This window comes from Streptomyces sp. ML-6, from assembly GCF_030116705.1.
GTDB lineage: Bacteria > Actinomycetota > Actinomycetes > Streptomycetales > Streptomycetaceae > Streptomyces.
Window position 1 is genome coordinate 4,321,841 of record NZ_JAOTIK010000001.1, and the last position, 13,633, is coordinate 4,335,473.

The following is a 13,633-nucleotide window of genomic DNA, read 5'->3' on the forward strand; positions in this document are numbered from 1 at the left end:
GGGCTGACGAGGGCCCTCACGGCAGCAGGCGCTGTTCCTTCGCCACAGCGACGGCGCCCGCGCGGGTGTCGACGCCGAGCTTGTCGTAGATCCGGCCCAGGTGGGTCTTGACCGTGGCCTCGCTGATGAACAGGGCACGGGCGATGTCGCGGTTGCCCAGGCCCTGGGAGAGCTGGGCCAGGATGTCGAGCTCCCGGTCGGTGAGGGTGGGCAGGGGCTTGCGCATCCGGGCCATGACCCGGCTGGCCACCGGCGGGGAGAGCGTCGTACGGCCCTGGGCGGCCGAGCGGATCGCGGCGAACAGTTCCTCCGGGCGCTCGGCCTTCAACAGGTAGCCGGTGGCGCCCGCCTCGATGGCGCGGGTGATGTCGGCGTCCGTGTCGTACGTCGTGAGGACCAGCACGTGGACGCCGGTGGCGGCGATGCGGCGGGTCGCCTCGACGCCGTCGATGCCCTCGCCGAGCTGAAGGTCCATCAGGACGACGTCCGGGGTGAGCTTGGCGGACAGGGCGACGGCCTCCTCGCCGCTGCCGGCCTCGCCGACGACCTCGATGTCCGGTTCGCTGCCGAGGAGGGCGAGCAGACCGGCGCGTACGACGACGTGGTCGTCGCAGAGCAGGATGCGTACGGGCGGCGTCGCGGTCATGCGAGGTCCTCCGGGGCGGTCGGTGGGGCAGTCGGTGGGGCGGGGGCCGGGGTGAGCGGCACGGCGGCGGACAGGACCGTGCCCTCGCCCGGTGCCGACTCGATCGTCAGCGTGCCGCCGAGCTGGTGCAGCCGGGCCCGGATCGCGGGCAGCCCGTGGCCGCGCACACCCCTGGCGGGGCCGGTGTCCCCGGGCGGCACGAAGCCCTGCCCGTCGTCGGTGATGTCCAGGACGACCCGGTCGTCGAGGTGGGTCAGCGTCAGCGCCGCCTCCGTGGCGTGCGCGTGCTCCTTCACGTTGGCCAGCGCGCCCTGGGCGATGCGCAGGAGGGCGGACTGCACCCGGTCGGGCAGCGCGGCGTGGCCCTCCCCCTCCACATGGCAGTGGACGGTGAGCCGCCCCTGCGACTGCGCCGTCTCACGGGTGGCCAGGGCGTGCAGGGCCGCCTCCAGACCGCCGCCCTCCGCGAGGTCGGCCGGGGCCAGGTCGTGGACGAAGCGGCGGGCCTCGGCGAGGTTGCTCTCCGCGATGGTGGTGGCCGTACGGACGTGGCGGCGGGCGGTCGCCGGGTCGGTGTCCCAGGTGCGGTCGGCGGCCTGGAGCAGCATCTGCTGGCTGGACAGGCCCTGTGCGAGGGTGTCGTGGATCTCCATGGAGAGCCGTTGGCGTTCCGCGAGGGTTCCCTCGCGGCGTTCGGTGGCGGCCAGCTCGCGGCGGGTGCGCAGCAGGTCGGTGATCAGTTCGCGCTGCTGCTCGGACAGTTCGCGCTGGCGCGCGGCCTGCCGCTGCATGTGGACGAAGACCGCCGTCGCGATGGCCGCCACGGCGGGCGGGGCGAGCACCAGGTTCGGGTCGAAGCCCTCGGCCAGCCGCAGTTGCGCGGCGACGACGAACAGGGTGAGCAGACAGACGAGGGCGAGCGCGGCGCGCGGCGGGAGGATGCGCAGCCCGGTGTAGAAGAGCGGCACCGCGCACCACGCGAAGCTCGGCGCGAGGAGCACCAGCACCATCCACACGGCGACCAGCACCCCCAGCCACACCAGGGAGCGCGGCGTCGGACGCGAGCCGAGCACGGGCCCGAGCACGTACAGCACGGCCAGGGCGACGGAGAGCGCGATGATCCACGGGGTGCGGGCCTCGCCGGGGTGCCGCAGCAGGAAGCGGGTGAGCGAGGCGCCTAGCAGCAGGAAGAACGCGGCGTGCATCAGGAGCGTGAGCCACCGGGCGTCCGGATCGGGCGTCCGGGCGGCGGGGGCGCGACGGTCGCTGCCCGCGGACAGCGGTCGGCCGGTCCCGGGGGAGCGGCTGTCGTGGCCCCGGGGCAGGGGCCGGGCGGTGGCCGCGCCCCGTGCGCCCGGGGCGTCGGCCGGGGTGTCGTCCGGCCGGCCCGTGCCGGGTGCCGATCGGGGTCGGTGCTCCACCTCGTACCTCTCGCTCCCCACTCGTGATACCTCCACGATCACCCCGGACGGGCGGCTCCGCATCAACCGATCGGCTGATGGGACCGTCGGCCGTCCCGCGTCCGGCTTCGAGCCGGTCCATCGACCGTACGGGGCGGCGGGGGGCGGATCATGGAGGGCAGAGCCGAACGGGCTCGCCCACCCCTGCCGCCGCCGCAGCAACAACAGCGGCGAAGCGGAGTCGGCCGGGTGGCCGGGCGGACCGATCCCCAGGAGTCACGACATGAACGCCCTCGATCGACAACTGCTCGACGCCGCGCACACCGGCGACACCGACGGAGTGCGGACCGCGATCGAGGGCGGTGCCCGCGTCGACTGCCGCGACGGGGAACTGCGCACCCCGTTGCTCCTCGCCGTCCACGGGGACCACGTCGAGGCCGCCCGGCTGCTCGTGGCGGCGGGCGCGGACCCCGACGCGCAGGACCTGCGCGAGGAGAGCCCCTGGCTGGCGACCGGGGTCACCGGCAGCGTCCCGATGCTGCGCACCCTCCTGCCGGCCGGCCCCGACCTGAAGCTGTGCAACCGGTTCGGCGGCATCGCGCTCATCCCGGCGAGCGAGCGCGGCCACGCCCCCTACGTGCGGGAACTGCTCCGGGTCACGGACATCGACGTCGACCATGTGAATCGGCTCGGCTGGACGGCCCTGCTGGAGGCCGTGATCCTCGGCGACGGCGGTCGGGCGCACCAGGAGATCGTCGAGCTCCTGCTGGCGGCCGGTGCGGACGTCGACCTTCCGGACGGCGACGGGGTGACCGCGCTGGCCCACGCGGAACGCCGCGGCTTCACGGAGATCGCCGCCCGCCTGCGGGACGCCCGGTGAACGCGCGCCGCGCGGTGGTGGCGCTCGCCGCGGCCGCGGTGCTCGCGGGCTGCACGACCGCTACCCGGGCCGGGACGTCGGACGACCTGTCCGCCGGGATGTCGGACGGCCTGTCCGCCGGGACCGGTCCGTCGGCCACCGCGCCCGCCGGGTCCCGCGCGCCGGACTCCCCGCGGTCGGCGCCGACCGCCTCCGCGGCGACCCCGCCCGGCACGCTCCTGGTCGCCGACTTCGGCGGCGACACCGTGACGTTCGTCGACCCGCGGCCGGGCCGCGACCGGCACCGGCTCGGCTCCGTCCGGGTCGGCACCGCGCCCTACGGCCTCGTCGTCGGGGACGACGGGCTGGCCTGGGTGGCGACCGCCGAGGGCGTGGCCGTCGTGGACACCGCGACCCGCACCCGTCTCACCCGTATCCCGTACCGGACGGAGACCGGCCCCGCCACCACCGGCGAGTACCGGGGCGGCGGCATGGGCATCGCCCTCGCCCCCGACGGCCGGCACGTCTACGTCGGCGTCAACGTGCCCGGCCGCAACGGCATGCTGGAGATCGTCGACACCGCCACCCGGAAGATCACCACCACGGTGCCGGTGGGCCGCCGCCCCTTCGACGTGGACGTCTCGCCGGACGGCACCGAGGTGTACGCCACCGACCACGACTCCTTCGACGTCACGGCGGTGGACACGGGCACGCGCGAGACGCGGCGCTTCGAGGTCGCCCCGTACGGCACCGAGGGCGGCCTCGGCTCCTGGCTGAAGCCGCACTACGCCGTCGTCCGCCCCGCCGACGGCAGACTGCTGCTGCCCTTCGAGGGGGAACGGCTCGTCGTCCTCGACCCGCGCACCGGGAAGTCCACCGTCGAGCGGATGACGGCCGACACCCACCAGCACGGGGCGACGCTCGCCCCCGACGGCACCCTCCTCGTCGTCGGCACCGGCCCCATCCTCTCCGAGGACCGGGGCCCGTCCCTGACCGTCCGCGCCCCCGACGGCTCCGAACGCGTCGTGCCGCTGGACGGCCCGCACGAGGACGTGGCGGTGTCCGAGGACGGCCGCACGGCGTACGTCACCCAGGGCTTCACCCGCGACGGGTACGGCAACGGCATCACCGTCGTCGACCTCACGGGCGGACGACGGCCGTACGAGGTGCCGGCGACGGCCCGCCCCCTCGGCATCGCGGCCCTCTGACCCCTCCGGGCCCACCGACCCTGCCGGGCCCGGAGGGCGGCATGTGCCGGAAACGTCCTAGTATCGCCGGTGTGGACCAGCGAACGCCCGTGCACCGTACGGCCCGAGCCGCCGTCGTCACCCTGCTGCTCCTGGTGACGTCCGCCGCCTGCAGCGGCGACACCGGCGGTGTCCGGGGCACGCCCGGCGCGTCCGGCCTGCGCGATCCGTACTTCCCGAAGCTCGGCAACGGCGGCTACGACGTCACGCACTACGACCTCGTGCTCGACGTCGACCCGGCCGCCCACCGGCTGCGCGGCACCGCCACGATCACCGCCCGCGCGACCCAGGACCTCAGCGCCTTCGACCTCGACCTCGCCGGACTCACCGTGGACTCCGCGACCGTCGAGGGCCGCCCGGCCGCCGTCAACCGGACGGGTCACGAGCTGACGCTGCGCCCCGCCGCCGAGGTCGAGGACCGGCTGCGCGAGGGCGGCACCTTCCGCACGGTCGTCCGTTACTCCGGTTCGCCGCGCACCCTCACCGACCCCGACGGCTCGCAGGAGGGCTGGCTGCGGACCGCCGACGGGTCGGTCGCGCTCGGCGAACCGACCGGCTCGATGACCTGGTTCCCCGGCAACAACCACCCGAGCGACAAGGCGACGTACGACATCGCCGTCACCGTCCCCGAGGGCCTGACGGCCGTCTCCAACGGGGAACCGGTCTCCCGCCGCACCTCGGGCGCCACCACCACGTACCGCTGGCGCACCCCCGAACCGATGGCGAGCTACCTCGCCACGGTCGCCGTCGGCCGCTACACCACCCGGACGTCGAGGACCGCGGACGGCATCGAGGTGTTCACCGCCGCCGACCCGGCCGTCGCGAAGCGGAGCGAGCGGATCCTCGCCCGGATCCCCGAGGTCGTGAAGTGGGAGGCCGAACGGTTCGGCCCCTACCCCTTCACCGCCACGGGCGCGATCGTCGACCGCCCCGGGGACGCCGGTTACGCGCTGGAGACCCAGGGCCGGCCGTTCTTCCCCGGCCCGCCGGACGCCGGGCTGCTGGTCCACGAGATGGCCCACCAGTGGTTCGGGGACTCCGTCACGCCCGAGAGCTGGCGGGACATGTGGCTCAACGAGGGCTTCGCGACCTACGCGCAGTGGCTGTGGGCGGCCGACAAGGAGGGCGTCCCGATCCAGGAGCTGTTCGACGAGGCCTTCGAGGACGACGCCAACTGGGCCTTTCCGCCCGCCGATCCGCCGAGCGCGAAGGACATCTCGCAGGCGCCGGTGTACGGGCGCGGGGCGATGGTCGTCCATGAACTCCGGCGCACGATGGCCGACGACGCACGCTTCTTCGCGCTCCTGCGGGGCTGGACGAAGGCCCACCGGCACGGCAACGCCTCGACCGCCGACTTCACCGCCCACGCGGAACGGGTGGCGGGCCGGGATCTGACGGAGCTGTGGGACACCTGGCTGTACGGCAGGAGCCGGCCCGCCCCGAAGGACTGACCGGCTCCCGCGTGTTCCTGCGCTTCTCCGTTTTCCGCTTCTCCGCTTCTCCGCGTCTCCGCGTCTCCGCGTCTCTGTTTCCGCGTTTCCGCGCTTCTGCGCTTCTCTGCTTTTGCGCCTCGCGGTTCCGTTACTTCACGTTGACGCCGCTCCAGGCGGCCTGGACGGCGGAGAGTTCCTCGCTGTCCGCCCCGTACAGGTCGGTCGCCGCCTGCTCGGTCGCCTCGCGGGCGCCCGCGTAGTCGGTGGAGGACGTCATGTACTCGGCGAGGGCCTTGTACCAGATCTGGACGGCCTTGTCCCGGCCGATGCCGGTGACGGTCGAGCCGTCGGCGGTCGGGGAGTCGTAGTCGACCCCGTTGATGGTCTTCGCGCCGCTGCCCTCGGACAGCAGGTAGAAGAAGTGGTTGGCGACACCGGAGGAGTAGTGCACGTCGAGGTCGCCGACGCTGCTGTCCCAGTAGTCGGCCGAGCCGCCGTCCTTGCTCGGCTCGTCCATGTAGCGCAGCGGGGTGCCGTCGCCGTTGATGTCGATCTTCTCGCCGATGAGGTAGTCGCCGATGTCCGTGCTGTTGTCGGCGGCGAACTCCACCGAGGTGCCGAGGATGTCGCTGGTCGCCTCGTTCAGGCCGCCGGACTCGCCGAAGTAGTCCAGGTTGGCGGTGGACGAGGTCAGGCCGTGGCTCATCTCGTGGCCCGCGACGTCGATGGCGGTCAGCGCGCTCTTGTTGTCGGCGCCGTCGCCGTACGTCATGCAGAAGCAGCTGTCGTCCCAGAACGCGTTGACGTACCCGTCGCCGTAGTGGACCCGCGAGTACGCGGCCTTGCCGTCACCGGCGATGCCCTCGCGGCCGAACGCCGACTTGTAGAAGTCCCAGGTCTGCGCGGCGCCGTAGGCGGCGTCCACGGCGGCGGTCTGGCGGTCGCCGCCGGTGCCGTCGCCCCAGGTGTCGTCGTCGTCCGTGACGAGGTCGCCGGTGCCGCTCTCGCCCTGGTTCAGGTCGTACGTCTTGTGGCCGCCGCGCTCGCCGTCGGTCAGCTCGAAGCCGGAGCCGCTCTCGGTGGTCGTGAGGTCGACGTCGCCGCTGTACTGGCTGTGGCCGACGCCGGTCTCGATCGCCTCGAACCGCCGGAGTTCCTTGCCGGTGTTCGCGTCGGTGATGATGTGCATCCTGCTCGGCGTGCCGTCCTTCTGCACGCCCTTCTTCACCGTTTCGAGGGCGAGGACGGGCTTGCCGCCGCTCGCCCAGATCACCTTGCGCGCGGCGGCCGCGGTCTTGATCTTCGCCGTCGTGGACGGCACGGCTATCCGCGCCTCGGTGGCCTTGGTGACGCCCTTGAGCTTCCCGCCGGCGGCGGTGTGGGTGACGAGGTCGCCACCGAGGACCGGCAGCCCGGCGTAGGTGCGTTCGTAGCGGGTGTGGACGGTGCCGTCGGCGTCCTTGATCACGTCACGGACGATCAGCTTCTCCTTGCCGCCGAGGCCGAGGGACTCGGCGGCCGAAGCGGCTTCGGACTGGGCGGACTTGATGGCGGCGGTGCGCTGCGATGCCTTGTTCGCGCCGAAGGGGACGACGCTGCGAGTGGCGGAGGGGCCGTCAGTTCCGTTGTCCGGCGAGGCGTTGGCCGCACCGGTCTGGACGCCGACGACGACCATCGCGGCCACTGCGGCCAGGGCAGCGGCGCGACGGGTGTTCATGTGGGGGGTCATGCGTTCTCCGTTGCTCGTTCCGTGGGGGGTTACGAGCGGAGAGCGTGCCACCGAAAGACCGAAATTGACGGTGTGCCAACAAATACCTCACATTTTTTTGACCACCTCTTGTCCGAAGGGAATACGCCTGTGTTCGTTATTCGGCAGGGGAGTGGGACACGGCGGACATCGTGGGGCATGGCGGGCGCGCCGGGTCCGGTGGCCGGGCCGGCGACCTGGAGCGAGGGAGCCGCGGGCTCCGGTCGTGGGGCCGGTGCGAAGTTCGTGGGGCCCGTGCGAAGAAAAGCGGCGGGAAAGGGGAGACCGCAGAAAGTGACTGGGGGAGTGACGCGGGGGAAAGGGGGCCGGGAAAGGAGGTGCCCGGGAAAGCGGGCCGGCCGGGAAGGGAGTGCCCAGGAAAGCGGGGCAACCGGTAAAGGGGTCGGCCGGGAAAGAGGGCGGCCCGGTTCGCGGGCACGAAAAACCCCCGGCCGTGACAGCCGGGGGTTTTTCTGTTCCGTGCCCGGGGGCGGATCACCCGTGCGGGGTGATCATCCGCGTCGGACGATCACCCGCCTTGGACACCGGGCCGGACACCGGACCGGGCGCCGGGATTCCGCGTCGGGAACTCCGTACGGGGAACTCCGCGTCGATCGGGAACTCCGCGTCGGGATCGGCTCAGATGTTGACGCCGAAGTCCTGGGCGATGCCGCGCAGGCCCGAGGCGTAGCCCTGGCCGACGGCGCGGAACTTCCACTCCGCACCGTTGCGGTACAGCTCGCCGAAGACCATGGCGGTCTCGGTGGCGGCGTCCTCGCTCAGGTCGTAACGGGCGATCTCGGCGCCGCCGGCCTGGTTGATGATGCGGATGAACGCGTTGCGCACCTGGCCGAAGTTCTGGCTGCGGGTCTCGGCGTCGTAGATGGAGACCGGGAAGACGATCTTGTCGACGTCGGCCGGCAGGCCCGCCAGGTTGACGTTGATCTGCTCGTCGTCGCCCTCGCCCTGGCCCGTGAGGTTGTCACCGGTGTGGACGATGGTCTGGTCCGGCGTCGACTTGTTGTTGAAGAAGACGAAGTGGCCGTCGGAGACGACCTTCCCCGCCGGGTTGACCGCGATCGCCGAGGCGTCGAGGTCGAAGTCGGTGCCGGTGGTGGTACGGACGTCCCAGCCGAGGCCGACCGTGACGGCGGTCAGGCCCGGGGCCTCCTTGGTGAGGGAGACGTTGCCGCCCTTGGACAGGCTTACAGCCATGGGAAGTCCCTTTCATCGTCGAGTGCGGGCTTCATGTCATCACGAAGCTACCGTCACAGGTCATAACGCGGGCGGGGGACCGTGAGGTTCCTGCTCCCTTTGCTTTCTTTACCGAAGTACCCCGGTCGGCCCCGGCCGCCGCCGGACCGACGGTGTCCCACGACCGGTGCGGCAAAAGAAGGTGACGGGCACCCCGCGGGCCGGGGAACATGGGTGTCATGTCCGGGCCCTATGTCATCCGCGGCTCGGTCTCCCTGCCGGAGGCCGAGCTCATGTGGCGTTTCTCGCGGTCCTCCGGGCCCGGCGGGCAACACGTCAACACCAGCGATTCCCAGGTGGAGCTCCGCTTCGACCTCGCGGCGACCGAGGCGCTCCCCGAGGTGTGGAAGGAGCGGGCCCTCCAGCGCCTGGAGAACCGGCTGGTGGGCGGGGTGATCGCCGTGCGGGCCTCCGAGCACCGCTCCCAGTGGCGCAACCGTGAGACGGCCCTCGTCCGGCTCGCCTCGCTGCTGGCCGAGGCGACGGCGCCGCCTCCCAGGCCGCGCCGCAAAACCAGGATCCCGCGGGGGATCAACGAGCGGCGGCTGCGTGAGAAGAAGCAGCGCGGCGAGACGAAGCGCGGCCGCTCCGGCCGCGACTGGTGACGACGGCCCCCACGCCCCCGCACGCCCCGTCCGTACCCCGTGGCGTCCCGCGCCCCGCGGCCGTAACCCGCGGCGCCCCCGCAACCAGGGCATCCGGCACATCCGGCACGCCCGGTCCGTCCGCGGCACCCGGCGGTCCCGCTCAGCCCAGCTGCCGGTAGTTCCCCCGGAAGTACATCAGCGGCTCCCCGCCCTCACGCGGCAGGCCCGTGCTCAGCACCCGGCCGATGACCAGCGTGTGGTCGCCCGCCAGTACCCGCTGCTCGGTGCGGCACTCCAGGGTGGCCAGCGCGCCGCCGATCAGCGGTGCGCCGGTGATCTCCCCCCGCGTGCAGGGGAGGTCCTGGAACAGCAGCCGGTCGCTGATCCGGCCCTTCATCGCGAACCGGGCGGCCACCTGCCGCTGGTCCTCGGCGAGCACGGAGACCGCCCACAGCGGCTGCTCCGACAGCAGGTCGTCCATCCGGGAGTCGTTGCGCAGGCTGACCATCACCAGTGGCGGGTCCAGCGACACCGACATGAAGGCGGTCGCCGTCATGCCGACCTCCTCGCCGCGTCCGTGCTCGTCCAGCGGCGGTTCCTGGGCGGTGACCAGCACCACTCCGGCCGCCAGCCGGGCGAGCGCGGCCCGGAACTCATCGTTGCTCACCCCCTCAGCATGGAGGACGGACGGGGGGCGCGGGGTGGGGGATTTCGTCTGCAACACGTCCGGAACGCTAGCCGCGCGCCGCGCAGTACCACATCGGGCCAGGGGACCAGCCGGGTCCTAGGACCCCGGCCCCGCCGGGCGGCCGGCCACGCCCGGACGCGGGGACGGTCACGGCAGCGGGCTCGGGCGCGGCAACGGCAACGCGCCCAGGCACTGCAACGCCCGGATTTGCGTTCAAGAAAAGGACGGAACGGCCCGGAGGCCCCTCGCACCCCTTCACGATCTGTTGTGACTTGAGTCACAGAGTGCAATATTAGTTGACCCTGTGTACCGACGGCACAGCTCACTGTGATTCAGTTGGGGTGAACTGCAGTAAGTACGTCGATATGAAACCTGGAGTGCTGTCGAGGTCTCGGGGAGTGCGAGCAATGGAGGCCGAGTCGGAGCCGTATGTCCGTCTTGCGACGATGCGGCAACTGCACCAGGCCGTCGCCGATCTCAACACGGCACGGAGCCTGGCCGACACGCTGCAGACCGTGGCCGACGGAATCGTCCGCGGCCTCGGTTACGAGCTGGCCTGCGTGAACATGGTCCGTCCCGACGGTGACCTCGTCGTCGCCGCCTTCGCCGGCAACAGCGCAGCGGAAGCCCTGATCACCGGCCGGGTCGGTTCCCGCGCCTCCTGGGAGCGCAGGCTGGCGATGGGGCAGGCGTGGGACGAGCTGCGGTTCATACCGCACACCGACGGTTGGGTCCTCCTCGACGACGACGTGCCGCAGTGGCACACCGACGGGCCCGATCCCCGTTTCGAGGACGAGTGGCACCCCCAGGACCGCCTCTACGCCCCGATGTACGCGTCCGGCGGCAGGTTCGATCTCCTCGGCGTGATCTCCGTGGACCGCCCCCGCAACGGCCGCCGCCCCGGTGCCTGGGGCCGGGAGGCCCTCCAGATGTACGCGTCGCAGGCGGCCATTGCGATCAGCAACGCCAAGCTGAGAGCAAACATGCAGCGGGCGCTGGTCCGGCTGGAGCGGGAGCAGCAGGCGCTGCGGGCCAGCGAGGAGTCCTTCCGGCAGGCGTTCGAGTACGCCCCCAGCGGCATGGCCATCGCCGAGCTGGGCGGCGACCAGCACGGCCGGCTGCTGCGCACCAACGACGCCCTGTGCCGGCTGCTGGGCCGCCCCGCCTCCGTCCTGCGCCGCTACTCCTTCGCCGACCTCGTCCACCCCGAGGACATCGGCACCCTGCTGCGCACCTCCGCCGAGGGCGGCCGGACCGAGCTGCGGCTCGGCCGGCGCGACGGCTCCTACCTCTGGGTCTCGCTGCGCAACTCCGTCGTCGCCGACACCGCGGACGGCCCCCGTTTCCTGCTCACCCACGTCGAGGACATAGAGGAGCGCAAGCGGCACGAGCTGCACCTCGCGCACCGGGCCTCGCACGACGCGCTCACCGGCCTGCCCAACAGCGCCGAGCTGCGCTCCAGGCTGGGCGCCCGGCTCTGCGACCGCCCGCACGCGGCCACCGCCTCCGCGGTCGAGGCGCTGGACGCGGCCTACGGAGACCTCGACGACCCGGAGGCGCGGGCGCACGGCTACGACGTGGACACGGCACCCGGCGGCCCGTACGACCACCATGTGCACGCCGTCGCGCCCGAGGAGGACAACGACGACGGCACGAAGGGGCTCGCGGTCCTCTTCTGCGACCTGGACGGCTTCAAGTCGATCAACGACCGCTTCGGCCACCACACCGGTGACGCGGTGCTGATCGAGGTCGCCCGGCGGCTGACCACCGGTGTCCGCGACGGCGACACCGTCGCCCGGCTCGGGGGCGACGAGTTCGTCGTCCTCGCCGACGGCCTCGGTGCCGCGGACGCCGCGGATCTGGCCGTACGCCTGCGTAACGCCATCATTCCGCCCATCCGGGTCGACGGCCGGGCGGTGCGCGTCGGGGCCAGCTTCGGCATTGGCTGGGCCGCCTGCGGAATGACCGCGGAAGAGGTGCTGCGCTCCGCCGACCAGCGGATGTACGTCGAGAAGCGGTCCCGGGCGAAGGTTCACCGCAGGGCCGGCTGACGTTCACGACCACGTGGTTTCCGAGCTCCGGGGCGCTTCAGGGACCTGCGGCGACAATTCTTGGTGCGGTCCGTTCGGGGTAGGCTCGGCCGGTCGGCCACGGTTGGCAGCATTCGGCGACGGCTGGCGAGATGGTGAGGAGTGACCCAGGGATGACGGCCGGGAACAACGGCGCAAACACGCCCGAGGACGACGATCCGTTCGGCTACCTGTACGAGGACGGACAGGCGGCGGGCGCCCAGCCGCCACGCCAGGGCGGCTACGGCTACCCGGGCCCGGCGGCCCCGCAGCCGGGCGTGCCCCGCACCTCGTACAACCAGGTGCGCACCGTCGGCGAGCGCCAGTACGGCCATCAGCAGGTCCCGCAGCAGCCGGGGCACGGCCCGCAGCAGGCGTACGGTCGGCCGAACGCGCAGTACGCCGCCCCGGAGACCTACCCCGGCGCCGTCACCGCCCCGCAGCAGGCCGCCCACGGCCGTGCCGGCGGCCCCTCCGGCAAGGGCGGCCCGAACACCAAGGGCCTGCTGATCGGTGCGGTCTCGGTGGTCCTGGTCGTTCTCATCGGCATCGGCGCCGCGCTGATCAGCGGGGACGACGACAAGGACAAGAAGAAGGACGAGGCGACCTCCTCCGCCGAGCCCGGCGAGCAGGTCGAGGAGTCCCCGAAGCCGAAGCAGTCCGCCAGCTCCGAGGCGCCGGTCGAGCTGCCGAAGCAGGACGCGGCGACGCTGAAGCTCGGCGGCACGGCCATACTCGACAAGGCCATCAAGGGTGCAGAGGGCCCTAACGGCTCGTACGTCACTGGCTTCAACACGGTCGGGTCGTCCGTGACGTGGAGGGCAGAGATGCAGACCGGCGGTTCGTATCGACTGACGGTGCGCTATGCGATCCCAGCCAAGGACGCCAATGCCACGCTGACGGTCAACGGGAAGCCGAACTCGCAGCCGATCGGGCTCAAGAACTTCATCCATTCCTCGGACCCGGACTGGGAGAAGAACTGGCAGACCACTTGGGCCCCCGTCGAGCTGGTCAAGGGTGAGAACGAGATCAGTATTTCTTGCCAGGACGGCAACCAGTGCGATGTGATCCTGGACTGGCTGGAAGTCACCCGGGCGAAGAGTTAGCCCGGTTGCGATAGGCGTTTTCGGCCTCTCCTGATTTTCGAATCCGGGAGAGGCCGCATTCGTCTATCCGTAGACCTCGATCCCTGTGGCGGTTGACCCGGTGTTGTCCGTGTAGGTGCCCGGATTCAGGGTGAGCAGCTTGGTGCCCTCGCCGCAGCCGGTGCTGATGTGCCAGAGCACTACGCGGTAAGACGTCTGGTTGGAGAAGGACCGGGCGGTGGTTATGGGATAGCAGCCGGGCGCCTTGGAGTAGACGGTCCTCGTTCCGGTCCTGTTGGTTCCCGACCACCCGCAGAGGTTTCCCTTTGGGCAGGTGTTGGGGTCGGCCGCCACGGCCGGTATGGCCGGGACTCCGGCCAGCAGTGCGCCGGCCAAGGCTGCGGTCGTCAGGCTTTTCCTGAGCATGCTCACGTGAGACTTCCTCTCCCCTTGGACCCCCTGGGTGGGGATCCAAGGGGAGATCCTTTCTGGGCCCGCCGCATTTGAGTAGAGGCACGGAAGAACATTGGCTCGATCCATTTCACGTCGACGTGTCGCATCCCTTGCAATTCTGGCCGCGGCCGCACGGGTTTCTCGCCGGACCTTGGCCGAAAGCTG

The 13,633-nt window shown here is 71.7% G+C and carries 12 protein-coding genes; 6 read left to right on the forward strand and 6 right to left on the reverse strand.

Going from position 1 to position 13,633, the window contains the following annotated elements; all coding sequences use genetic code 11:
* Positions 1-16: 16 nt before the first annotated feature.
* Together OCT49_RS19195 and OCT49_RS19200 are read right to left on the reverse strand one after the other, a co-directional pair.
* Positions 17-646 carry a response regulator gene (locus tag OCT49_RS19195; protein ID WP_283853086.1) on the reverse strand — a complete coding sequence of 210 codons (630 nt, stop codon included), beginning with the start codon at positions 644-646 and terminating at the stop codon, positions 17-19.
* The gene (locus OCT49_RS19200) at positions 643-2,130 is read right to left on the reverse strand and encodes a sensor histidine kinase (RefSeq protein WP_283853087.1); all 1,488 of its coding nucleotides are present in this window, start codon (positions 2,128-2,130) and stop codon (positions 643-645) included. The genes OCT49_RS19195 and OCT49_RS19200 overlap by 4 nt, the downstream gene beginning before the upstream one ends.
* Positions 2,131-2,329: 199 nt before the next feature.
* Between OCT49_RS19200 and OCT49_RS19205 the strand changes: the two genes are divergently transcribed.
* From OCT49_RS19205 to OCT49_RS19215, 3 genes are all read left to right on the forward strand, one after another.
* Positions 2,330-2,926: an ankyrin repeat domain-containing protein gene (locus tag OCT49_RS19205; protein WP_283853088.1), complete on the forward strand. Its 597-nt coding sequence runs from the start codon at positions 2,330-2,332 to the stop codon at positions 2,924-2,926.
* Positions 2,923-4,113, forward strand: coding sequence for a YncE family protein (locus tag OCT49_RS19210; protein ID WP_283853089.1), 1,191 nt, complete (start codon positions 2,923-2,925; stop codon positions 4,111-4,113). Before OCT49_RS19205 ends, OCT49_RS19210 begins: the two co-directional genes overlap by 4 nt.
* 71 nt (positions 4,114-4,184) lie before the next feature.
* Positions 4,185-5,603 carry a M1 family metallopeptidase gene (locus OCT49_RS19215; RefSeq protein WP_283853090.1) on the forward strand — a complete coding sequence of 473 codons (1,419 nt, stop codon included), beginning with the start codon at positions 4,185-4,187 and terminating at the stop codon, positions 5,601-5,603.
* Positions 5,604-5,733: 130 nt separating this feature from the next.
* Here OCT49_RS19215 and OCT49_RS19220 read toward each other — a convergent pair whose 3' ends face one another.
* Positions 5,734-7,314 (reverse strand): M4 family metallopeptidase, encoded by a 1,581-nt coding sequence (locus OCT49_RS19220; RefSeq protein WP_283853091.1) that lies wholly within the window; start codon positions 7,312-7,314, stop codon positions 5,734-5,736.
* A 657-nt stretch (positions 7,315-7,971) separates the two neighbouring features.
* A complete protein-coding gene (locus OCT49_RS19225; protein WP_283853092.1) occupies positions 7,972-8,547 on the reverse strand; it encodes a TerD family protein in 576 nt (191 codons plus the stop codon).
* Between the two features lie 209 nt (positions 8,548-8,756).
* Here OCT49_RS19225 and arfB point away from each other — a divergent pair, with 209 nt between their 5' ends.
* A complete protein-coding gene (gene arfB, locus OCT49_RS19230; protein WP_283853093.1) occupies positions 8,757-9,191 on the forward strand; it encodes an alternative ribosome rescue aminoacyl-tRNA hydrolase ArfB in 435 nt (144 codons plus the stop codon).
* Between the two features lie 142 nt (positions 9,192-9,333).
* On the opposite strand, the gene OCT49_RS19235 is transcribed toward arfB, so the two are convergent.
* Positions 9,334-9,840, reverse strand: coding sequence for a flavin reductase family protein (locus tag OCT49_RS19235; RefSeq protein WP_283853094.1), 507 nt, complete (start codon positions 9,838-9,840; stop codon positions 9,334-9,336).
* Between the two features lie 428 nt (positions 9,841-10,268).
* Here OCT49_RS19235 and cdgB point away from each other — a divergent pair, with 428 nt between their 5' ends.
* Both cdgB and OCT49_RS19245 read left to right on the forward strand, forming a co-directional pair.
* Positions 10,269-11,912, forward strand: a complete 1,644-nt coding sequence (gene cdgB, locus OCT49_RS19240; RefSeq protein WP_283853095.1) for a diguanylate cyclase CdgB — start codon at positions 10,269-10,271, stop codon at positions 11,910-11,912.
* Between the two features lie 152 nt (positions 11,913-12,064).
* Positions 12,065-13,036 (forward strand): CBM35 domain-containing protein, encoded by a 972-nt coding sequence (locus tag OCT49_RS19245; RefSeq protein ID WP_283853096.1) that lies wholly within the window; start codon positions 12,065-12,067, stop codon positions 13,034-13,036.
* A 63-nt stretch (positions 13,037-13,099) separates the two neighbouring features.
* Here OCT49_RS19245 and OCT49_RS19250 read toward each other — a convergent pair whose 3' ends face one another.
* Positions 13,100-13,441 (reverse strand): peptidase inhibitor family I36 protein, encoded by a 342-nt coding sequence (locus OCT49_RS19250; protein ID WP_283853097.1) that lies wholly within the window; start codon positions 13,439-13,441, stop codon positions 13,100-13,102.
* Positions 13,442-13,633: the final 192 nt, after the last annotated feature.